Below are 20,393 nucleotides of genomic sequence, written 5' to 3'. Positions count from 1 at the left end.
GGACTGTCCTCTCCTTCGGGGGCTGTACAAGGGAACCTTCGGCCCCGAGGTGCTGTGCGGATGCACCCGGGCGAGATGTCGTCCGGCCGCACGAGGGGCCTAGCATCGACGCGTGCGACTCTTCACGGCGGTCTACCCGTCCGCGCAGGCCGCGGCACACCTCGACCTCGCCCTGGGTGGTGTCGGCGGTCCGGCCGTGGCACAGCCGGGCAGCGGGCTGCGCTGGGTGCCTCGCGAGCACCGGCACGTCACGCTCGCGTTCCACGGCGAGGTGCCCGACGGCGCGGTGCCCGGATACGTCGAGGCGCTCACCGCGGCGCTGGGTCAGGTCGACCCGTTCGACGTGTTCCTGGCCGGCAGCGGGACGTTCGGGGGCCGGACCCTGTGGCTCGGCGTGGGCGGCGACGTCGACGGCCTCCGTGCGCTCGCCGCTGGTGCGGCGGAGACCGCAGACGTGTCCGGCGTGGGTGGGCAGGACCGGGCAGGTGGCCGTCCGCACCTGACGGTCGCACGTGCGTCGGCCGCCCGCGTCGGAGCGGCGCGCAGCCGGCGCCGGGGTGGCGCACCATCCCGCGGTGCGGGAGCGGCGCCCCAGGACGCCCCGTTCGCGCACTGGGCGCGTGCGCTGGCCGTCTACCGGGGTCCCGCCTGGCCCGTCCGCGAGGTGCGCGTCGTGCAGTCCGTCCTCGGGGCCGGTCGGTCCGGCGGCCCGGCCCACAGCGAGGTCGCGGTGGTGCCGCTCGGCGGACCCATAGACTGACCCCTGCCGCCACGCTCATCTCCAGGAAGGCCCGCATGTCTGCGCCCGAACCGCTGCCCGATCCGCTGGACGTCGCCGCCCTCGACACGGCCGTCGAGGCCGCGCTGGCCGACATCGCCGCGGCTCCCGACCTCGACGCGCTGAAGGCCGTCCGGACGCGTCACACCGGCGACCGGAGCGCGCTGGCGTTGGCCAACCGCGCCATCGGGGGACTGCCCGGGCCGGACAAGTCCGCCGCCGGGAAGAACGTCGGGCCTCGCCGCGGGCGCATCAACCAGGCGCTGGCCGCCCGCCAGGGCGAGCTGGAGACCGAGCGGGACGCCCGGGTCCTCGCCGACGAGGCCGTCGACGTCACGCTGCCGACGGGCCGTGCGCCGCGAGGGGCCCGGCACCCCATCGAGTCGATCCAGGAGCGCATCGCCGACTTCTTCGTGGGCCTGGGCTGGGAGATCGCCGACGGGCCCGAGGTCGAGACCGAGTGGTTCAACTTCGACGCCCTCAACTTCGGGCCCGACCATCCCGCCCGTCAGATGCAGGACACGTTCTACGTGGCGGGCACCGACGGAGCGCAGGACGCCGCGGCCCCGAACCTCGTGCTGCGCACGCACACCTCCCCGGTGCAGGCCCGGTCCCTGCTGGAGCGTGGTGTGCCGTTGTACATCGCCTGCCCCGGCAAGACGTTCCGTACCGACGCCCTGGACGCGACGCACACGCCCGTCTTCCACCAGGTCGAGGGCCTCGCCGTCGACAAGGGCCTGACGATGGCCAACCTGGTCGGCACGCTGGACGCGTTCGCCCGGGCGATGTTCGGGCCCGAGGCCCGCACGCGCCTGCGCCCGAGCTTCTTCCCCTTCACCGAGCCCAGTGCCGAGATGGACCTGTGGTTCCCCCAGAAGAAGGGCGGCCCGGGCTGGATCGAGTGGGGCGGCTGCGGCATGGTGCACCCCAACGTGCTGCGCGCCACCGGCGTGGACCCCGAGGAGTACTCGGGCTTCGCCTTCGGCATGGGGATCGAGCGCACCCTCATGCTGCGGCACTCCATCGCTGACATGCACGACATGGTGGAGGGCGACGTGCGCTTCTCCACCCAGTTCGGGACGGAGATCTGATGCCCCGCATCGTTGCTGACTGGCTCGCCGACCACGTCGAGCTGCCGTCGGACCTGACGACGGAACAGCTCGCCGCCGACCTGGTGCGGGTCGGTCTCGAGGAGGAGGAGATCCACCCGGCCGCCGTGTCGGGTCCCCTCGTCGTGGGACGTGTCCTCGAGCTGACGGGCGAGCCGCAGAAGAACGGCAAGACCATCAACTGGTGCCGCGTCGACGTCGGCCCGGAGCACAACGACGACGACGGCGCTCGCGGCATCGTCTGCGGTGCCCACAACTTCGGCGTCGGTGACCTCGTCGTCGTCTCGTTGCCCGGCACGGTGCTGCCGGGCGGGTTCGAGATCGCGGCGCGCAAGACCTACGGCCACGTCTCGGACGGGATGATCTGCTCCACGAAGGAGCTGGGGCTGGGCGACGACCACGACGGCATCCTCGTGCTCACGCAGGCCGGCTTCGACGCCGCCGACCTGGCCCCGGGCCAGGACGCGATCGCACTGCTCGGGCTGGGTGACGAGGTCCTCGAGATCAACGTCACGCCGGACCGCGGGTACGCCTTCAGCTATCGCGGTGTGGCGCGGGAGTACGCGCACTCCACCGGGGCCGCCTTCACGGACCGCGGCCTGCCCGACGCCTTGCCGACGGCGCCGCCGGCCGCGACCGCGGACGGGTTTGCCGTCACGGTCGAGGACGGCGCGCCGATCGACGGCCGGGTCGGTTGCGACCGGTTCGTGACGCGCGTCGTGCGCGGCATCGACCCGTCGACCCCGACCCCGGCGTGGATGAAGCGCCGGCTCGAGGGCTCGGGCATGCGGTCCGTCTCGCTGACGGTGGACGTGACCAACTACGTCATGCTCGACCTGGGCCAGCCGCTGCACGCCTACGACCTGACCGAGGTGGCCGAGCCGATCGTGGTGCGCCGGGCCGCACCGTCGGAGCGGCTGACCACGCTCGACGACGTCGACCGCGCCCTCGATACCGAGGACCTCCTGATCACCGACTCGCCGGACGGCGCTCGCGGCTCGCGGATCCTCGGTCTGGCCGGCGTCATGGGAGGCGCCTCCTCGGAGGTGACGGGGAGCACGACCGACGTGCTGATCGAGGCCGCCCACTTCGACCAGGTCTCCGTCGCCCGGACCGCCCGGCGGCACAAGCTGCCCTCCGAGGCGGCCAAGCGGTTCGAGCGCGGGGTCGACCCGCACCTGCCCGCCGTGGCGGCGCAGCGCGTGGTGGACCTGCTGGTCGAGCTGGCCGGCGGCACGGCCGACCCCGCCGTGAGCGACCTCGACACGACGACACCGCCACGGCCGATCCTCCTCGACGTGGCCCTGCCCTCGCGGACGGCGGGCGTCACGTACACCCGTAGCCAGGTCGTCGGGATCCTCGCGCAGATCGGCTGCGCCGTGGCCGACGCCTCCGGCGACCTGGTGGAGGTCACGCCCCCCACGTGGCGACCGGACCTCACCGAGCCGGCGACGCTGGTGGAGGAGGTCGTGCGGATCGCCGGCTACGACCAGATCCCGTCGGTCCTCCCGGCCGCGCGCGGCGGCCGCGGTCTGACCGCCGAGCAGCGCACCCGCCGGTCGGTCGCCAGGGCGCTCGCGGACGCCGGGCTCGTGGAGGTGCTTACCTACCCATTCGTCGGCGAGGCCGACCTGGACGCCCTCGGTCTGCCGGCCGACGACCCGCGCCGAGCGGCGCTGCGGCTCGTGAACCCGCTGGCGGACGACAAGCCGCTGCTGCGCACGCACCTCCTGGTGACGCTCCTGGACGCCGCACGCCGCAACGTCTCGCGGGGTCTCGACGACGTCGCCGTCTTCGAGGTCGGCCTGGTCTCCCGCCCGACGCCGGGTGCCCCGGCCGCGCCACAGCTCCCGGTCGGCGTCCGCCCGAGCGAGGAGCAGCTCGAGGCCCTCGCCGCCGCCACCCCGCCGCAGCCGCGTCGCGTGGCCGGTGTGCTCGCGGGCCACGCGGTGCCCACCGGATGGTGGGGCGAGGGCCGGTCGGTGGACTGGGCCGACGCCCTCGAGGCGGCCCGCCTCGTCGCCGACGTCGTCGGTGTCGACGTGGTCGTGACCGCCGACCCGGACCACCAGCCGTGGCACCCCGGACGGTGCGCGCGCCTCTCGCTGCCGGACGGGACGCTCGTCGGCCACGCCGGCGAGCTGCACCCCAAGGTCGTCGAGCGGCTCGGCCTGCCGGCCCGGACGTCGGCCTTCGAGCTCGACCTGTCGGTGCTGGTCGAGGCGTCGAGCGGGGAGCCCGTCGCGGCCTTCCCGGTCTCGGCGTTCCCCGCCGCCAAGGAGGACTTCGCGTTCGTCGTGGACGCGGCAGTCCCCGCGCAGGACGTCCGTGCGGCGATCGTGGCGGGGGCCGGGGAGCTCCTCGAGGACGTGAACCTCTTCGACGTCTTCACCGGCGAGCAGGTCGGCGCGGGCAAGAAGTCGCTCGCGTACTCGCTGCGCCTGCGCGCCGCCGACCGCACCCTGAGCGCCGACGACGTGCGCAGCGTGCGCGACGGCGTGGTGGTGGCCGCCGCCGAGCGGGTGGGGGCGGTCCTGCGTGGCTGAGCACAGCGTCCCGGCCGCCCGGACGGCGCTCGTCACCGGGGCCACGCGGGGCATCGGCCGGGCGGTCGCCCTCGGCCTGGCCGACGCCGGACTCGACGTAGCACTCCTCGCCCGGGATGCCGTGCTGCTCGCCGAGGTCGCGGACCTCGTGCGCGAGCGCGGCCGGACGGCGCTGGCGCTGGAGGTCGACGTCACCGACCCGGACGGGGTCGCCGAGGCCGTGGGGCGTGCTGACGCACCGGTCGCCGAGGGCGGCCTGGGCGGTGTCGACCTGCTCGTCAACAACGCCGGGCGCATCGACACGGAGGTCCCGCTGTGGGAGGCGGACGCCGACGAGTGGTGGTCGGTGGTGGAGACGAACGTCCGCGGACCGTTCCTCCTCGCCCGGCACCTCGTCCCCGGGATGCTGTCCCGCGGCGGCGGGCGGGTCGTCGACCTCAACAGCGGGGCCGGCACGCACGACATGACGGCGGCGAGCGCCTACAACGTCAGCAAGACGGCGCTGCTGCGTCTCGGCCACCACCTCGACGCCGCCGGTGCCGAGCGCGGCCTGCGGGTCTTCGAGGTGGCACCGGGCACGGTGGCCACCGACATGACGGGATCGATGCCGATGCACGCCGAGCGGACCGAGTGGACCCCGGTGGAACGGACCGTCGAGATGATCGCGGCGATCGCGACCGGTGCCCTGGACGCCTGCGCGGGCTGGTACATCCGGGTCACCCACGACACGCCCTCCTCGCTGCAGGAGATGGTGGCGAGCGGCTCCGGGCCCACGGCACGTCACCTGCGCGTGCTGCCGGCGAACGGCGCGGACCCGTTGGGTGCGGACCTCACGGGGCGCTGAGCCCACCGTGAGCTCACCGTGAGCCCACCGTGCGCGCGCCGGCCCGGTGCCGCCTGAGCGTCAGTCCTGCCGGCGCTCGTCGCGCCAGGCGACCCACTGCTCCACGAGCGACAGGTCGTAGTCCGGTCCGTCGACGCCGATGGTCAGGAGCGTCGCACCGGCGGCGGTGACGGCGTCACCGACCTCGGCCGGCGGCCGCGAGACGCCGACGGACCGCTCGACGAGCCGCGCCGTGTCCCGTCCGACGTCGGCGCCGTGGGCGTCGAGGATCGCCGACTTGCGGCGCAGGACCTCGGCGTCGCCGAACGAGTGCCAGATGTCGGCGTGCTCGGCGACCAGCCGCAGCATCTTCTTCTCGCCCCCGCCGCCGATGAGCAGCGGGACGTCACGCGTCGGTGCGGGGTTCCCGGCGGCGAGCCGTGTGCGGATGCGGGGGAGCGCTGCGCTGAGCTGCGCGATGCGGGAGCCGGCCGTGCCGAACTCGTAGCCGAACTGCTCGTAGTCCTTCTGGTTCCAGCCGGCACCGATCCCGAGGACGAGCCGCCCGCCGCTGATGTGGTCCACCGTGCGGGCCATGTCGGCCAGCAGGTCGGGGTTGCGGTACCCGTTGCCGGTCACGAGGGCGCCGATCTCGACCCGTTCGGTCTGCTCCGCCCAGGCTCCGAGCATGGTCCAGCACTCGAAGTGCTTGCCGTCGAGGTCGCCGGTCAGCGGGTAGAAGTGGTCCCAGTTGAACACGACGTCGACGCCGGCGTCCTCGGCACGCAGGACGGCGTCGCGCAGGTCGGCGTACTCGGCGTGCTGCGGCTGGAGCTGGACGGCGATGCGGAGCGGGCGTGAGGTCATGCGGGCACGCTAACGCCCGTCGAGACCCGACTCAATGGCCCAGCGGGCGACCTCGACACGGTTGCGCGTCCCGGTCTTCGAGCAGGTCGGCGGGGACGAGCCGGTCAGCCGACGCGCGTCGCGACGACGAAGACGCGCCGGAACGCCAGCGGTGTCCCGCAGGACCGCTCGGGGTAGGCGTCACGGAGCGCCGCGCCGTACTCCGCCTCGAAGGCCGCGTGCAGCGCGGTGCCGTGGGCGGCGTCGTGCGCCGCCAGGGCCTGGAGCGTGGGCTGCGCCCCCGTCGCGGCGATCCACCGCAGCACCGGGTCCGGGCCGTCCAGCACATGGGTATAGGTGGTCTCCCACGCGTCGACGGCCCAGCCGGGCGCGGCGAGCAGGTCGAGGTACTCGGCCGGGTCGGCGGTCGCGCGGCGGGGCACCGCCCCGACGACGTCGGCGTACGGTGCGCGGGCCGCGACCTCGCGGAGCAGGGTGTGGCTGGGGGCGTCGTGGTTGCCGGGCACCTGGAAGGCGAAGGTCTGGGCGGCCGTCGCGGCCAACGGTGCCAGGTACCGGCGGTGGTCGGGCACCCACTGCAGCGCAGCGTTGCTGAGGACGAGGTCGGCGCCTGCCACCGACGCACGGCCGCGGGTGAGGTCGCGCAGGTCGGCGACCTCGTACCGCACGTGGGGGTCGGCGTTGTCCCCGGCCGCCCGCTCGATCATGGCGGGGGAGGCGTCGATGCCCAGGACGTCGGCGTCGGGCCACCGGGCGCGCAGCCGCCTGGTGAGGTGGCCCGGCCCGCAGCCGAGGTCGACCACGGTGGCGGGTCGGCCGGGAACGCGCGCTAGGAGCTCCGCGAACGGCCGCGACCGTTCGTCGGTGTATCGCAGGTAGGCGGTGGGGGACCAGTCGGGCACGGCAGGCTCCTTTGACATCAAGTATCTTGATGTCAAGATACAATGCTAGGGGAGCAGGAGCACCTTGCCGGTCGTCGCCCGGCCCTCGAGGGCCGTGTGCGCTGCGGCGGCCTCCGCCAACGGGTAGGTCGCCCCGACGCGCACCTCGAGGTCGCCGTCGGCCGCGGCGCCGAGCACCTCGCCGGCCCGCCACTCCAGCTCCGCGCGGGTCGCGGTGTAGTGCGCGAGCGTGGGGCGGGTGACGTAGAGCGATCCACCCGCGTTGAGCCGCTGCAGGTCGAACGGTGGCACCTGTCCCGACGCCCCGCCGAACAGCACCAGGGTCCCTCGCGGACGCAACGACGCCAGCGAGGCGTCGAAGGTCGCCGCGCCGACGCCGTCGTACACCACGTGGACGCCGGCTCCGTCGGTCAGCTCGTGCACGACGGCGGGCAGCTCGGCCGTGAGGTCGTCCATCGCCGCGTAGTCGATGGTGTGGGCCGCTCCCGCCGCGGACGACAGTGCCGCCTTCTCCGGCGTCGAGACGGTGGTCAGCACCCGTCCGCCCCGCGCCGCGGCGAGCTGTGTCGCGAGGAGGCCGACGCCGCCGGCGCCGGCGGTGAGCAGGACGTCGTGACCCAGACCGACCTCGAACGTCGAGGCGACCAGGTAGTGCGCCGTCATGCCCTGCAGGGGGAGGGCCGCCGCCGTTCTCAGGTCGAGGCCGGCGGGCACGTGCACCGCGACGTCGGCGCCGACCACGGCGAGCTCGGCGTACGACCCGGGTGCCTGGTGCCAGGCGACGCGGTCGCCGACGGCGAACCCGTGGACCTGCGGACCGCACGCCTCGACCGTGCCGGAGCCCTCGACGCCGACCACGTGCGGGTAGTCCATCGGGTAGACGCCCGCGCGCCGGTAGGTGTCGATGAAGTTCACCCCCGCCGCAGCCACGCGCACGAGCAGCTCGCCCGGCCCGGGCTCCGGGTCGGGACGCTCGATGTGCTCCAGGACCTCGGGACCGCCCGCCGCACGGGCCACGACTGCACGCATGGTCCGAGCCTACGACCCGCCGTAGCCTGTGGCCGTGAGCCTGGAGATCCGCACCGCGACCGACGCCGACTGGCCGCTCCTGTGGCCCGTCGTCGAGGCGGTCGTCCGTGCCGGCGAGACCTACGCCTATCCTCTCGACCTGACGTCCGGGCAGGCGTGCGAGCTCTGGATGGAGCGGCCACCCGGCCGCACCGTCGTCGCCGTGGAGGCCGGGGTCGTGCTCGGCACTGCGAAGATGGGGCCCAACCGCCTGGGCCACGGCGACCACGTCGGCACGGCGTCGTTCATGGTCGCCGAGGCCGCGCGCGGCCGTGGCGTCGGCCGGGCGCTGGCCGTGCACGTCGTCGACCGGCTCCGCGCGGAGGGGTACCGCGGCATCCAGTTCAACGCGGTGGTCGAGTCCAACACGGCCGCGGTGCGGCTGTGGCGGTCTTTGGGCTTCGAGATCGTCGGCACGGTGCCCGGGGCGTTCCGCAGCCCCGCGCACGGCGAGGTCGGGCTGCACGTGATGTACCGCAGCCTGGTATGACCGCCTCGCTCTGACCACGTCGTGGAATATCTTCACTGAGTGGCGCATATGTATGTATAGTGCGATGCATGGTCAGCACACCGGACACCCCCACCCCGCTGCGCGTCGCCGTCGCCGGTGCGTCGGGATACGCCGGCGGAGAGTTCCTGCGCCTCGCCGTGGCGCACCCGCACCTGGAGATCGGTGCCCTCACCGCGCACTCCACCGCGGGCAGCCGTCTGGGTGAGCTGCAGCCGCACCTGCGCTCGCTGGCCGACCGGGTGCTCGAGCCGACCACGGCCGAGGTGCTCGCGGGGCACGACGTCGTCGTGCTCGGGCTGCCGCACGGCGCGTCGGGAGAGATCGCGGCGCAGCTGCCCGACGACGTCCTCGTGCTCGATCTCGGCGCCGACCACCGGCTGGCGTCGGCGGCGGACTGGGAGGCCTTCTACGGCTCGTCCCACGCCGGCACCTGGCCCTACGGGCTGCCCGAGCTGGCCCACGCCGACGGCACCCGCCAGCGCGACCACCTGGCCGGTGCCCGACGGATCGCGGTACCCGGGTGCAACGTGACCGCCGTGACGCTCGGCCTGCAGCCGGGCATCGCCGCCGGACTGCTCGACCCGACCGACCTCGTCGCGGTGCTCGCCAACGGCTACTCCGGCGCGGGCAAGGCGCTCAAGCCGCACCTGCTCGCCGCCGAGGGGCTCGGCGCTGCCGCACCCTATGCCGTCGGCGGCACGCACCGGCACATCCCGGAGATCACCCAGAACCTGCGGACCGCGGGTGCGGCCGAGGTGACGATCAGCTTCACCCCGACGCTCGTGCCGATGTCGCGCGGGATCCTCGCCACCGTCACGGCGCGTCTGGCGCCGGGGCACGAGGACGCGACGTCCGCGCAGGTGCGCGAGGCCTGGGCGGGCGCCTACGCGGACGAGCCGTTCGTCGAGCTGCTCCCCGAAGGTCAGTGGCCGTCGACGGCAGCGACCCTCGGGGCCAACACGGCGCTCGTCCAGGTCGCTCTCGACGAGGCCGCCGGCCGCGTCGTGACGGTGACCGCCCTCGACAACCTGGTCAAGGGCACCGCCGGCCAGGCGGTCCAGGCCATGAACCTCGCCCTCGGCCTGCCGGAGACGGCCGGCCTCGGCACCGAAGGAGTCGCACCGTGAGCATCACCGCACCGGCAGGTTTCCGGGCCGCCGGCGTCGCCGCCGGCCTCAAGGCCTCGGGCGGGCGTGACGTCGCGCTCGTCGTCAACGACGGGCCCCGGCGCACGGCCGCCGCGGTGCTCACGACCAACCGCGTGCAGGCCGCGCCGGTGGTCTGGACGCGGCAGGCGGTCTCGGACGGCGCCGCGCGCGCCGTCGTGCTCAACTCCGGCGGTGCCAACGCCTGCACCGGCCCCGAGGGGTTCGCGGACACGCACCGCACGGCCGAGCACGTCGCGGCCGTCCTGTCGGCCGGCGCCTCGACTCCCGACGACGAGGTCGGTGCGGGCGACGTCCTCGTGTGCAGCACGGGCCTCATCGGCATCCGTCTCGACCTGGAAGCCCTGCTCGGTGGCGTGGACGCCGCAGCGGGTTCCTTGGCTGCCGACGGCGGCACGGACGCCGCGCACGCGATCATGACCACCGACACGGTCGCCAAGACCGCGGTCGCCGAACGTGACGGCTGGACCGTCGGCGGCATGGCGAAGGGCGCAGGCATGCTCGCGCCCGGGCTCGCCACGATGCTCTCCGTGATCACCACCGACGCCGTGGTGGACCCCGCCGTCGCCGACGCCGCGCTCCGCGCCGCCACCCGCACGACGTTCGACCGCGTCGACTCCGACGGCTGCATGTCCACCAACGACACCGTGATCCTGCTCGCGAGCGGGGCGTCGGGCGTCGAGACCGGTCTCGAGGAACTGACGGCAGCGATCACCGAGGTCACCGCGTCGCTGGCGCGCCAGCTCGTCGCGGACGCGGAGGGCGCGAGCCACGACATCGCGGTCACCGTGCGGAACGCGACCACCGAGGACGCCGCGCTCGCGTGCGCCCGCGCCGTGACCCGGTCCAACCTCTTCAAGGCCGCCGTGTTCGGCAACGACCCGAACTGGGGCCGCGTGCTCGCCGCCGTCGGCACGGTGCCGCCCGAGGTCGCGCCCTTCGACCCGCTGACGCTCGACGTCTCCGTCAACGGCGTGCAGGTCTGCCGGGCAGGAGGTGTCGGCGAGCCGCGGGAGCTCGTCGACCTGGCCGCCGACCGCGAGGTCCACGTGGAGGTCGACCTGCACGCCGGCGACGCCGAGGTCACCGTCTGGACCAACGACCTCACGCACGACTACGTCCACGAGAACAGCGCGTACTCCTCATGAGCGACCACGAGACGATCGGTGCTGCCGCCGGGCCGGGGTTCGACACCCGGACGGGCCTGCGTCCTGACCAGAAGGCGGAGGTCCTCATCGAGGCCCTGCCGTGGCTGCAGGAGTTCGCCGGAGCGCTCGTCGTGGTCAAGTACGGCGGCAACGCCATGATCGACGACGACCTCAAGGCCGCGTTCGCCCAGGACATGGTCTTCCTGCGCCAGGTCGGCCTGCGCCCCGTGGTCGTGCACGGCGGCGGTCCGCAGATCTCGAAGATGCTGGACCGGGTCGGCATCGCCTCCGAGTTCCGAGGTGGCCTGCGGGTCACCACCCCGGAGGCGATGGAGGTCGTGCGGATGGTCCTCACCGGCCAGGTCTCGCGGGAGCTCGTCGGCCTGGTCAACGCCCACGCGCCCCGCGCCGTCGGGCTGTCGGGGGAGGACGGCGGACTGTTCGGTGCGGTGCGCCGCCACGCCACGGTCGACGGCGAGCCCGTGGACGTCGGTCTGGTGGGCGACGTGGTCCAGGTGAACCCCTCCGCGGTGGAGGACCTGCTCGAGGCGGGCCGCATCCCGGTGGTCTCCACGGTCGCCCCTGACGTCGACGATCCCACCCAGGTGCTGAACGTCAACGCGGACACCGCCGCGGCGGCGCTCGCGGTGGCGCTCGGCGCGAAGAAGCTCATCGTGCTCACCGACGTCGAGGGCCTGTACACGAGCTGGCCCGACCCGACCTCCTTGGTGGAGCAGATCACGGCCGGCGAGCTGGCGACGCTGCTGCCCAGCCTGACCTCCGGCATGGTCCCGAAGATGGAGGCGTGCCTGCGAGCCGTCCAGGGCGGCGTGCCGCGGGCCTCCGTGATCGACGGCCGCCAGCCCCACTCCGTGCTGTTGGAGGTCTTCACCTCCCGCGGCAACGGCACGATGGTCGTCCCCGACCCCGACCCCGAGACTGCGAGCGTGGACGCATGAGCGAGCTCATCAGCACCGCCCGGGACCTGAGCGCCGCCGGGTGGACCGAGGCGTACACCCGCTCGGTGATGGACACCTTCGGCCCGCCCCAGCGGATCCTGGTGCGCGGCGAGGGTGCGTACGTGTGGGACGCGGAGGGCAAGCGGTACCTGGACCTGCTCGCCGGCATCGCGGTCAACGTCCTCGGCCACGCCCACCCCACGCTCACCGCCGCCGTGAGCGCGCAGCTCGGCACGCTCGGCCACGTGTCGAACTTCTTCGGCACGCCCACGCAGATCACGCTGGCCGAGCGGCTGCTGCAACTCGCCGGGGCCCCGGAGGGCTCGAAGGTCTTCTTCACGAACTCCGGCACGGAGGCCAACGAGGCGGCCTTCAAGATGACCCGACGCACGGGCCGGACCCGGGTGCTGGCTCTCGAGGGCGGGTTCCACGGGCGGACGATGGGTGCGCTGGCCCTCACGCACAAGCCGGCCTACCGCGAACCCTTCGAACCGCTGCCCGGCGGCGTCGAGCACCTGCCCTTCGGTGACACCGACGCGCTGGAGGCCGCGTTCTCCCCGGACGCCGTCGCCGAGCGGGGCGAGGTCGCGGCACTCGTCGTCGAGCCCGTGCAGGGCGAGGCCGGTGTCCGGGCGCTGCCGGCGGGATACCTGGCGCTGGGCCGGCGCCTCACGAGCGCCGCCGGCGCGCTCCTCGTGCTCGACGAGGTCCAGACGGGCATGGGGCGCACGGGCGCCTGGTTCGCCTTCCAGCAGCCGGAGATCGGCGGGGGCGTCGTGCCCGACGTCGTGACGCTGGCCAAGGGGCTCGGGGGCGGCTTCCCCGTGGGGGCGGTCGTGGCGCTGGGGGAGCGGGCGGCGACGCTGCTGGGCCGCGGGCAGCACGGCACGACGTTCGGTGGGAACCCCGTCGCCGCGGCGGCCGGCCTGGCCACGATCGGCGTGATCGAGCGCGACCGCCTGCTGGCCCGCGCCCCGGAGGTCGGCAAGGTCCTGCGCCAGGCGATCATGGCCGGCGGCAACCCGCTGGTCCGGGGCGTCCGCGGGCACGGCCTGCTGCTCGCCGTCGAGCTCTCGCGTCCCGTGGCACCGCAGGTCGCCGCCGCCGCCCTCGACGCCGGGATCATCGTCAACGCCGTCGCGCCGGACGCCGTCCGGCTGGCGCCGCCCCTCGTCCTGACCGCCGACCAGGCCCTGGACGCCGCGCGCTTCTTCGCCGGCGTCACCGTCCCCGAGAACCCGGAGGAGGCATGATGCCCCGCCACTTCCTGCGTGACGACGACCTCACGCCGGCCGAGCAGCGCGAGGTGCTCGAGCTCGCCATGGCGTTCCGCGAGGACCGCACCGTCCGGACGCCGCTGGCCGGGCCCCAGGGCGTGGCCCTCCTGTTCGACAAGCCGACCCTGCGCACGCAGGTCTCCTTCTCGACGGGGATCGCCGAGATGGGCGGCTTCCCGGTCATGGTGGACGGGCGGCTCGCCCAGGTCGGGGTGCGCGAGTCCGTGGCCGACGTCACCCGGGTGCTGGACCGGCAGGTGTCCGCGATCGTCTGGCGGACGTTCGGCCAGGACCGGATCGAGGAGATGGCCGCCGTCTCGCGGGTACCCGTGGTGAACGCCCTCACGGACGACTTCCACCCGTGCCAGCTCCTGGCCGACCTGCTCACCGTCGCGCAGCACCGCGGTGGCCTCGCCGCCCTGCCGGGCCAGCGGCTCGTCTACGTCGGGGACGCGGCGAACAACATGGCGGTGTCGTACCTGCTCGCCGGGGCGACCGCCGGCCTGCACGTCGTCGTCTGCGGTCCCGCGGGGTACCTCCCGGACGACGACGTCGTGGCCCGAGCGGCCGGGATCGCCGGGACGACCGGCGGCTCCGTCGAGGTCACCACGGACGCCGAGGCCGCCGTCGTCGGCGCCGACGTCGTGGTGACCGACACCTGGGTGTCGATGGGCGACGAGGACGAGGCCGCCGAGCGCGTCGCCGACCTGCTGCCGTACCAGGTCACGCCCGACCTCCTGGCACGGGCCAAGCAGGACGCGATCTTCCTGCACTGCCTGCCCGCCTACCGCGGCAAGGAGGTCGCCGCCGAGGTGATCGACGGTCCCCGGTCCGTCGTCTGGGACGAGGCGGAGAACCGCCTGCACGCCCAGAAGGCCGTCCTGACGTTCCTGCTGGAGCAGCGATGAGCACCGCACCTGCCCACGGCCCGCTCACCACGAAGGCGGCACGGCACGCCCGCATCGTGGAGATCGTGCGCCGCACCGCGATCCACTCGCAGGCCGAGCTCGCCCGCGAGCTCGCCGACGAAGGCCTGTCCGTCACCCAGGGCACGCTCTCCCGCGACCTCATCGAGCTGCGGGCCGAGAAGGTCCGCAGCGCCGGCGGTTCGCTCGTCTACGCCGTGCCCGGCGAGGGCGGCGACCGCAGCGTGCAGGCGGCCGGGGTCGGCGGCCACGACACCGGCTACCTGGCGGCCCGTCTGGCCCGGCTCTGCGCCGACCTCCTGGTCTCGGCCGAGGCGTCCGGCAACCAGGTCGTCCTGCGCACACCACCGGGGGCGGCCAACTACCTGGCCTCCGCCATCGACCACTCCGTCTTCCCCGGGGTCCTCGGCTGCATCGCCGGGGACGACACGATCCTCGTGATCGCCCGGGACCCGGCCGGCGGCGACGAGCTCGCCGCCCGGTTCCTCGAGCTCACGGCGTCACCGGACGCGTGAGCCTGTCAGACTCGACCCTCAACCGCACAGCAAGGATGACCTTTCATGACTGAACGCGTGGTGCTCGCCTACTCCGGCGGCCTGGACACCTCGGTGGCGATCGGCTGGATCGCCGAGGCCACCGGTGCTGAGGTCGTCGCCGTCGCCGTCGACGTCGGCCAGGGCGGCGAGGACATGGAGATGATCCGCCAGCGCGCCCTCGACTGCGGCGCCGTGGAGGCCTACGTGGCCGACGCGCGCGACGAGTTCGCCGACGAGTACTGCATGCCGGCGCTCAAGGCCAACGGTCTCTACCTCGACCGCTACCCCCTCGTCTCGGCGATCTCGCGGCCGGTCATCGTCAAGCACATGGTGCGCGCCGCCCGGCAGTTCGGCGCGCAGACCGTGGCGCACGGCTGCACCGGCAAGGGCAACGACCAGGTCCGGTTCGAGGTGGCCACCACCTCGCTGGCGCCGGACCTCAAGACCATCGCCCCGGTGCGCGACCTCGCCCTGACGCGGGAGAAGGCGATCGACTACGCGGAGAAGCACGACCTGCCGATCGCGACGACGAAGAAGAACCCGTTCTCGATCGACCAGAACGTGTGGGGCCGCGCCGTCGAGACGGGCTTCCTCGAGGACATCTGGAACGAGCCCACCAAGGACGTCTACTCCTACACCGACGACCCGACGTTCCCGCCGGTCGCCGACGAGGTCGTCGTCACGTTCGACGGGGGTGTGCCCGTCGCGCTCGACGGCGTCGCGGTCTCGCCGCTCCAGGCGATCATGGAGATGAACCGCCGGGCCGGCGCCCAGGGCGTGGGCCGGATCGACATCGTCGAGGACCGCCTCGTGGGCATCAAGTCCCGCGAGGTGTACGAGGCGCCGGGTGCCATGGCGCTCATCGCGGCGCACCAGGAGCTCGAGAACGTGACCCTGGAGCGCGAGCAGGCACGCTTCAAGAAGGGCGTCGAGCAGCGCTGGTCGGAGCTGGTCTACGACGGCATGTGGTTCAGCCCCCTGAAGAAGAACCTCGACGTGTTCGTCGACGAGACCCAGAAGTACGTCTCCGGCGACATCCGCATGGTGCTCCACGGCGGCCGCGCCACCGTGACCGGGCGGCGGTCCGACGCCGCGCTGTACGACTTCAACCTCGCGACCTACGACGAGGGTGACTCGTTCGACCAGTCGCACGCCAAGGGCTTCATCGAGATCTACGGTCTCGCCGCCAAGCAGGCCGCCGCCCGCGACGAGCGCTTCGGCAACGGCGTCGACTTCGGCACCGGGGACCTCTGATCATGGGCGAGATCGACAAGCGGTCGGACGACGGCGCGCACGCGACGTACGGCACCCTCGACAGCCCCGCGTCGGTGAGCCTCTGGGGCGGCCGGTTCGCCGGCGGCCCGTCGCCGGAGCTCCAGGCGCTGTCGCAGTCGACCCACTTCGACTGGCGGCTCGCCGCGTACGACGTCGCCGGGTCGCGGGCCCACGCCAGGGTGCTGCACCGGGCAGGCCTGCTCACCGACGACGAGCTGACGGCCATGCTCGAGGCGCTCGACCGGCTGCGGGCCGACGTCGAGGACGGCACCTTCCTGCCCCGGCTCGGGGACGAGGACGTGCACACGGCCCTCGAGCGAGGGCTCCTGGAGCGGGCAGGGGACGAGCTGGGCGGCAAGCTCCGCGCCGGGCGGTCGCGCAACGACCAGATCGCCACGCAGGTGCGGATGTACCTGCGCCAGAACGCCCGCCTGATCGCCCAGCAGGTCGTCACGGTGGTCGACGAGCTCATCTCCCAGGCGGAGGCCGCCGGCGACGCCGTCATGCCGGGCCGCACGCACCTGCAGCACGCCCAGCCGGTGCTGCTGGCCCACCACCTGCTGGCCCACGCGTGGCCGCTGCTGCGCGACGTGGACCGGCTCATCGACTGGGACGTGCGGGCCGCCCGGTCGCCGTACGGGTCCGGGGCCCTCGCCGGTTCGTCGTTGGGGTTGGACCCGGCCGCGGTGGCCGCCGAGCTGGGTTTCGACGGCCCGGTCGAGAACTCCATCGACGGCACCGCCGCACGGGACGTGGTCGCGGAGTTCGCGTTCGTCGCCGCGATGATCGGCGTGGACCTCTCCAGGTTCTCCGAGGAGGTCATCACGTGGAACACCAAGGAGTTCGGGTTCGTCCGCCTCGACGACGCCTGGTCGACCGGGTCGAGCATCATGCCGCAGAAGAAGAACCCGGACATCGCCGAGCTGGCACGCGGCAAGTCCGGGCGCCTGATCGGTGACCTCACGGGCCTCCTGGCGACACTGAAGGGACTCCCGCTCGCGTACAACCGGGACCTGCAGGAGGACAAGGAGCCGGTCTTCGACCAGGTCGACACGCTGACCGTGCTGCTGCCGGCCTTCGCCGGCATGGTGCGCACGCTGACGTTCGACACGGACCGGATGGCGGAGCTCGCGCCGCAGGGGTTCTCCTTGGCCACCGACGTGGCGGAGTGGCTGGTGCGCTCCGGGGTGCCGTTCCGGGTGGCGCACGAGGTCGCCGGCGCCTGCGTCCGGGTGTGCGAGGAGCGCGACATCGAGCTGTGGGACCTCTCGGACGAGGACCTCGCGGCCATCTCGGCGCACCTCACGCCGGCGGTGCGCGAGGTCCTGACCGTCGAGGGCTCCGTCGCTTCCCGGGACGGCGTGGGCGGGACGTCGCCGCGGCGCGTGGCGGAACAGCTGGAGGCGGCCAAGGAGCGCGCCACCGAGTTCAGGTTCTGGGCCGAGGGCTGAGTGAGCGTCGGCGCGGAGGTGCTGGCCGCCGTCGTGCAGCGGGTGCACGACGGCGCGCCGCGCCTGCCGGGACCGGGTGCGCCGGCTCCCTGGCGACGCACCCGGCTGGTCTGCGTCGACGGCCCGGCCGGGTCGGGCAAGACGACGCTCGCCACGCAGCTCGCCGTCGAGCTGGCGTGCCAGGTGGTGCACATGGACGACCTCTACGAGGGTTGGGAGGCGGGGCCCGGCGGTGGGGCGGCGCGGCTGCGTTCGTGGGTCCTGGAGCCGCTGGTGGCCGGCAGGGCGGGGGAGTACCGACGGTTCGACTGGGTCACCGGTTCCTACGCCGAGGCGCACACCGTGGAGCCGGCGCCGTTCCTCGTCGTCGAGGGGTGCGGTGCGGCCGCACGGCAGGTGGACCCGTGGGCCGCGCTGCGCATCTGGGTCGAGGCCGACGACGCCGAGCGCCTGCACCGCGGTCTCGTGCGTGACGGGGAGGCGGCACGAGCGCACTGGCAGCGGTGGATGGCCGACGAGGCGGCCCACTACGCTGCGGAGCAGACGTGCGCGAGGGCCGACGTCCACCTCGACGGCCTCGGCCGGCCGCGCGCCACGGCACCGGGTCCTCGGGAGGCGGGATGACAGGCACGACGGCGGGTCCGGCGCAGGTGCCCACCGCGCCGTGGCAGGTTCCCGGGCCGTCCTGGTACGACCGGGACGTGCACACCGTGGCCCGCGACCTGCTCGGTGCCTACGTCACGCGGCGGACGCCGGAGGGCGACGTCACGCTCCGCCTGACCGAGGTCGAGGCGTACGCGGGGGCCGTCGACCCCGCGTCGCACGCCTACCGGGGCCGCACGGAGCGCAACCGGTCCATGTTCGGCGCACCCGGTCGTCTCTACGTCTACCGTCACCTCGGCCTGCACCACTGCGTGAACGTGGTGTGCGGGCCGGCCGGGACCGCCTCGGCCGTCCTGCTGCGCGCCGGAGAGGTCGTCGCCGGGACCGACCTCGCGCGCTCACGTCGCACGGCCGCGGGGCGCTGCGACTCGGACCGTCAGATCGCCCGCGGGCCCGCGCGGCTCACGGTGGCTCTCGCGCTCGATCGCGAGGACGACGGCGTGGGCGTCACGGACGCCGACGGCGCCGTCGTCGTGCACCTGCCCGTGGACCCGCTGCCGCGCACCATCGCGACCGGGCCCCGCGTCGGCGTCGGTGGCGAGGGCGCCGACCCGTCGCGGTTCGGCTGGCGGTCGTGGCTCGTCGACGAGCCGAGCGTGTCGGCGTACCGGCCGGTGGCACGACGCGTGCGCTGAGACGTGCGGTGACGCGGTGGCCGCATCGGGCACACTAGGTGGGCGGCTCGTCCGGGCCGCGACGAACCACCTCAAGGAGCACACGGTGACCGACGTTCTCGACGAGCTGCACTGGCGGGGCCTGGTGGCGCAGACCACCGACGAGGCTGCGCTGCGCGACGCGCTCTCGGAGGGTCCGATCGCGTACTACTGCGGCTTCGACCCGACGGCGCCGAGCCTGCACCACGGCCATCTCGTCCAGCTCATCCTGCTGCGGCACCTGCAGCGTGCCGGCCATCGCGCCGTCGCGCTGGTGGGCGGCGCGACAGGGATGATCGGCGACCCTCGGCAGTCCGGCGAGCGGGTGCTCAACACGAAGGAGACGGTCGCCGACTGGTCCGAGCGGCTCAAGGCGCAGATCTCGCGCTTCCTCGACTTCGAGGGGGACAACCCCGCCGTCCTGGTCAACAACCTCGACTGGATCGCCGGGATGTCGGCGATCGACTTCCTGCGCGACGTCGGCAAGCACTACCGGCTCGGCACCATGCTGGCGAAGGACACGGTGGCGCGCCGGCTGAGCTCGGACGAGGGCATCAGCTTCACGGAGTTCAGCTACCAGATCCTGCAGGGCATCGACTTCCTGGAGCTCTACCGGCGCCACGGGGTGACCCTGCAGACCGGGGGCAACGACCAGTGGGGCAACCTGCTCTCCGGCGTCGAGCTCGTGCGGCGGACCGAGGGTGAGGCCGTCCACGTCATGACGACCCCGCTGATCACCAAGGCCGACGGCACCAAGTTCGGCAAGACCGAGGGCGGTGCCGTCTGGCTGGCGCCCGACCTGATGAGCCCGTACGCCTTCTACCAGTACTGGCTGAACGCGTCCGACTCCGACGTCGTGCCGTGGCTGAAGATCTTCACCTTCCGCTCGCGCGAGGAGATCGCCGAGCTGGAGCGCGAGGTGGCGGAGCGCCCCTTCGCACGCGTGGCCCAGAAGACCCTCGCCGCAGACGTCACGACGCTGGTGCACGGCGCCGCAGCGACCGAGGCGGTCGTCGCGGCGAGCCAGGCGCTGTTCGGTCGGGGCGAGCTCGCCACGCTCGACGCCGAGACGCTCGGTGCGGCGACGGCGGAGCTGCCGCGGGCCGAGGTCGCCGTCGGAACACCGGTGCTGGACGCCCTGGTCGGCAGCGGGCTGGTCGCCTCCCGCGCCGCGGGCCGGCGAGCCATGGCGGACGGCGGTGCCTACGTCAACAACACCAAGGTGGAGTCGGAGGACGCCGTCCTGCGGGCGGAGGACCTGCTGCACGGCCGGTACGCCGTGCTGCGGCGGGGCAAGAAGACGCTCGCCGTCGCCGTCGCGGACTGACGTCCGCGCCTGCGGGGCCTTCTCGAGCACGCGTCGAACGTGCTCGAGAAGGCTCAAGATGTGCGCTGACCTGCGGATTTGGTCGTCGCGCCAGAGCGTGTGTAATGTTCTGGTCGTTCGCCCGAGAGGGAGGCACGGACACCGAGGAGACAGCCCACGGGCTGGGTACCGGTGGCCGGTCTCGTGGGTGTTCACCTCGACCTTCAGATCGGGTACAGTAATGTGCCCGACGATCGAGGACCCACCGATGTTCGGCCGGCTGGCGCTGACAGAGCGCAGGTTGACCACGAAGATCGGATCGGGTAAGGTTGAAGGGTTGCCCCGGACGGGGTCGGGACGGTGTTCCGGTCGTGGATGGTGTGCGTCGGTTGTTTGAGAACTCAACAGTGTGCTTGATAGTCAATGCCA

19 protein-coding genes are annotated in these 20,393 nt (G+C 73.5%); 16 read left to right on the top strand and 3 right to left on the bottom strand.

The features are described 5' to 3' along the window. The first annotated feature begins 112 nt into the window (after positions 1 to 112). From thpR to MWU57_RS05940, 4 genes are read left to right on the top strand one after another with little or no spacing between them, the layout of a single operon-like run. Complete coding sequence (gene thpR / locus MWU57_RS05955) at positions 113 to 760, top strand: RNA 2',3'-cyclic phosphodiesterase (RefSeq protein ID WP_106267907.1); 648 nt, start codon at positions 113 to 115, stop codon at positions 758 to 760. A 35-nt stretch (positions 761 to 795) separates the two neighbouring features. Continuing rightward, positions 796 to 1,869, top strand: a complete 1,074-nt coding sequence (gene pheS, locus MWU57_RS05950) for a phenylalanine--tRNA ligase subunit alpha (protein WP_106267905.1) — start codon at positions 796 to 798, stop codon at positions 1,867 to 1,869. Then, positions 1,869 to 4,433: a phenylalanine--tRNA ligase subunit beta gene (pheT, locus tag MWU57_RS05945; RefSeq protein WP_246908001.1), complete on the top strand. Its 2,565-nt coding sequence runs from the start codon at positions 1,869 to 1,871 to the stop codon at positions 4,431 to 4,433. Before pheS ends, pheT begins: the two co-directional genes overlap by 1 nt. After that, the gene (locus MWU57_RS05940) at positions 4,426 to 5,277 is read left to right on the top strand and encodes an SDR family NAD(P)-dependent oxidoreductase (RefSeq protein WP_246907998.1); all 852 of its coding nucleotides are present in this window, start codon (positions 4,426 to 4,428) and stop codon (positions 5,275 to 5,277) included. Before pheT ends, MWU57_RS05940 begins: the two co-directional genes overlap by 8 nt. A 60-nt stretch (positions 5,278 to 5,337) precedes the next feature. Here the strand turns inward: MWU57_RS05940 and MWU57_RS05935 are convergent, their stop codons facing one another. The 3 genes from MWU57_RS05935 to MWU57_RS05925 form a co-directional block, all read right to left on the bottom strand. Beyond that, positions 5,338 to 6,123, bottom strand: coding sequence for an LLM class F420-dependent oxidoreductase (locus tag MWU57_RS05935; RefSeq protein WP_246907996.1), 786 nt, complete (start codon positions 6,121 to 6,123; stop codon positions 5,338 to 5,340). 104 nt (positions 6,124 to 6,227) lie between these two features. Beyond that, entirely contained in the window at positions 6,228 to 7,025 is a 798-nt protein-coding gene (locus MWU57_RS05930) for a methyltransferase domain-containing protein (protein WP_246907994.1), read from the bottom strand. A 45-nt stretch (positions 7,026 to 7,070) separates the two neighbouring features. Next, entirely contained in the window at positions 7,071 to 8,054 is a 984-nt protein-coding gene (locus MWU57_RS05925; protein ID WP_106267892.1) for a quinone oxidoreductase, read from the bottom strand. Positions 8,055 to 8,088: 34 nt separating this feature from the next. Here MWU57_RS05925 and MWU57_RS05920 point away from each other — a divergent pair, with 34 nt between their 5' ends. The 12 genes from MWU57_RS05920 (at position 8,089) to tyrS (ending at position 19,985) form a co-directional block, all read left to right on the top strand. Beyond that, a complete protein-coding gene (locus tag MWU57_RS05920) occupies positions 8,089 to 8,583 on the top strand; it encodes a GNAT family N-acetyltransferase (protein ID WP_308221143.1) in 495 nt (164 codons plus the stop codon). Between the two features lie 68 nt (positions 8,584 to 8,651). Further along, entirely contained in the window at positions 8,652 to 9,731 is a 1,080-nt protein-coding gene (argC, locus tag MWU57_RS05915) for an N-acetyl-gamma-glutamyl-phosphate reductase (protein WP_246907991.1), read from the top strand. Continuing rightward, the gene (gene argJ / locus MWU57_RS05910; RefSeq protein WP_246907988.1) at positions 9,728 to 10,918 is read left to right on the top strand and encodes a bifunctional glutamate N-acetyltransferase/amino-acid acetyltransferase ArgJ; all 1,191 of its coding nucleotides are present in this window, start codon (positions 9,728 to 9,730) and stop codon (positions 10,916 to 10,918) included. Before argC ends, argJ begins: the two co-directional genes overlap by 4 nt. Continuing rightward, positions 10,915 to 11,877, top strand: a complete 963-nt coding sequence (gene argB / locus MWU57_RS05905) for an acetylglutamate kinase (protein WP_246907985.1) — start codon at positions 10,915 to 10,917, stop codon at positions 11,875 to 11,877. Before argJ ends, argB begins: the two co-directional genes overlap by 4 nt. Further along, complete coding sequence (locus tag MWU57_RS05900; protein WP_246907983.1) at positions 11,874 to 13,130, top strand: acetylornithine transaminase; 1,257 nt, start codon at positions 11,874 to 11,876, stop codon at positions 13,128 to 13,130. Before argB ends, MWU57_RS05900 begins: the two co-directional genes overlap by 4 nt. After that, positions 13,130 to 14,062 carry an ornithine carbamoyltransferase gene (gene argF / locus MWU57_RS05895; RefSeq protein WP_246907981.1) on the top strand — a complete coding sequence of 311 codons (933 nt, stop codon included), beginning with the start codon at positions 13,130 to 13,132 and terminating at the stop codon, positions 14,060 to 14,062. Before MWU57_RS05900 ends, argF begins: the two co-directional genes overlap by 1 nt. Then, a complete protein-coding gene (locus MWU57_RS05890) occupies positions 14,059 to 14,595 on the top strand; it encodes an arginine repressor (protein WP_106267881.1) in 537 nt (178 codons plus the stop codon). The genes argF and MWU57_RS05890 overlap by 4 nt, the downstream gene beginning before the upstream one ends. 45 nt (positions 14,596 to 14,640) lie before the next feature. Then, the gene (locus MWU57_RS05885) at positions 14,641 to 15,870 is read left to right on the top strand and encodes an argininosuccinate synthase (RefSeq protein WP_106267879.1); all 1,230 of its coding nucleotides are present in this window, start codon (positions 14,641 to 14,643) and stop codon (positions 15,868 to 15,870) included. 2 nt (positions 15,871 to 15,872) lie between these two features. After that, positions 15,873 to 17,342, top strand: a complete 1,470-nt coding sequence (argH, locus tag MWU57_RS05880) for an argininosuccinate lyase (protein ID WP_246907979.1) — start codon at positions 15,873 to 15,875, stop codon at positions 17,340 to 17,342. Continuing rightward, positions 17,343 to 17,966 carry a uridine kinase gene (locus tag MWU57_RS05875; RefSeq protein ID WP_106267875.1) on the top strand — a complete coding sequence of 208 codons (624 nt, stop codon included), beginning with the start codon at positions 17,343 to 17,345 and terminating at the stop codon, positions 17,964 to 17,966. Further along, positions 17,963 to 18,640 carry a DNA-3-methyladenine glycosylase gene (locus tag MWU57_RS05870; protein WP_246907978.1) on the top strand — a complete coding sequence of 226 codons (678 nt, stop codon included), beginning with the start codon at positions 17,963 to 17,965 and terminating at the stop codon, positions 18,638 to 18,640. The genes MWU57_RS05875 and MWU57_RS05870 overlap by 4 nt, the downstream gene beginning before the upstream one ends. A gap of 85 nt (positions 18,641 to 18,725) precedes the next feature. Then, the gene (tyrS, locus tag MWU57_RS05865; RefSeq protein ID WP_246907976.1) at positions 18,726 to 19,985 is read left to right on the top strand and encodes a tyrosine--tRNA ligase; all 1,260 of its coding nucleotides are present in this window, start codon (positions 18,726 to 18,728) and stop codon (positions 19,983 to 19,985) included. The last annotated feature ends 408 nt before the right edge of the window (positions 19,986 to 20,393 follow it).

Source organism: Isoptericola sp. S6320L (genome assembly GCF_023015685.1).
Classification (GTDB): Bacteria; Actinomycetota; Actinomycetes; order Actinomycetales; family Cellulomonadaceae; genus Isoptericola; species Isoptericola halotolerans_A.
This window is presented reverse-complemented; position numbering and strand designations above follow the sequence as displayed.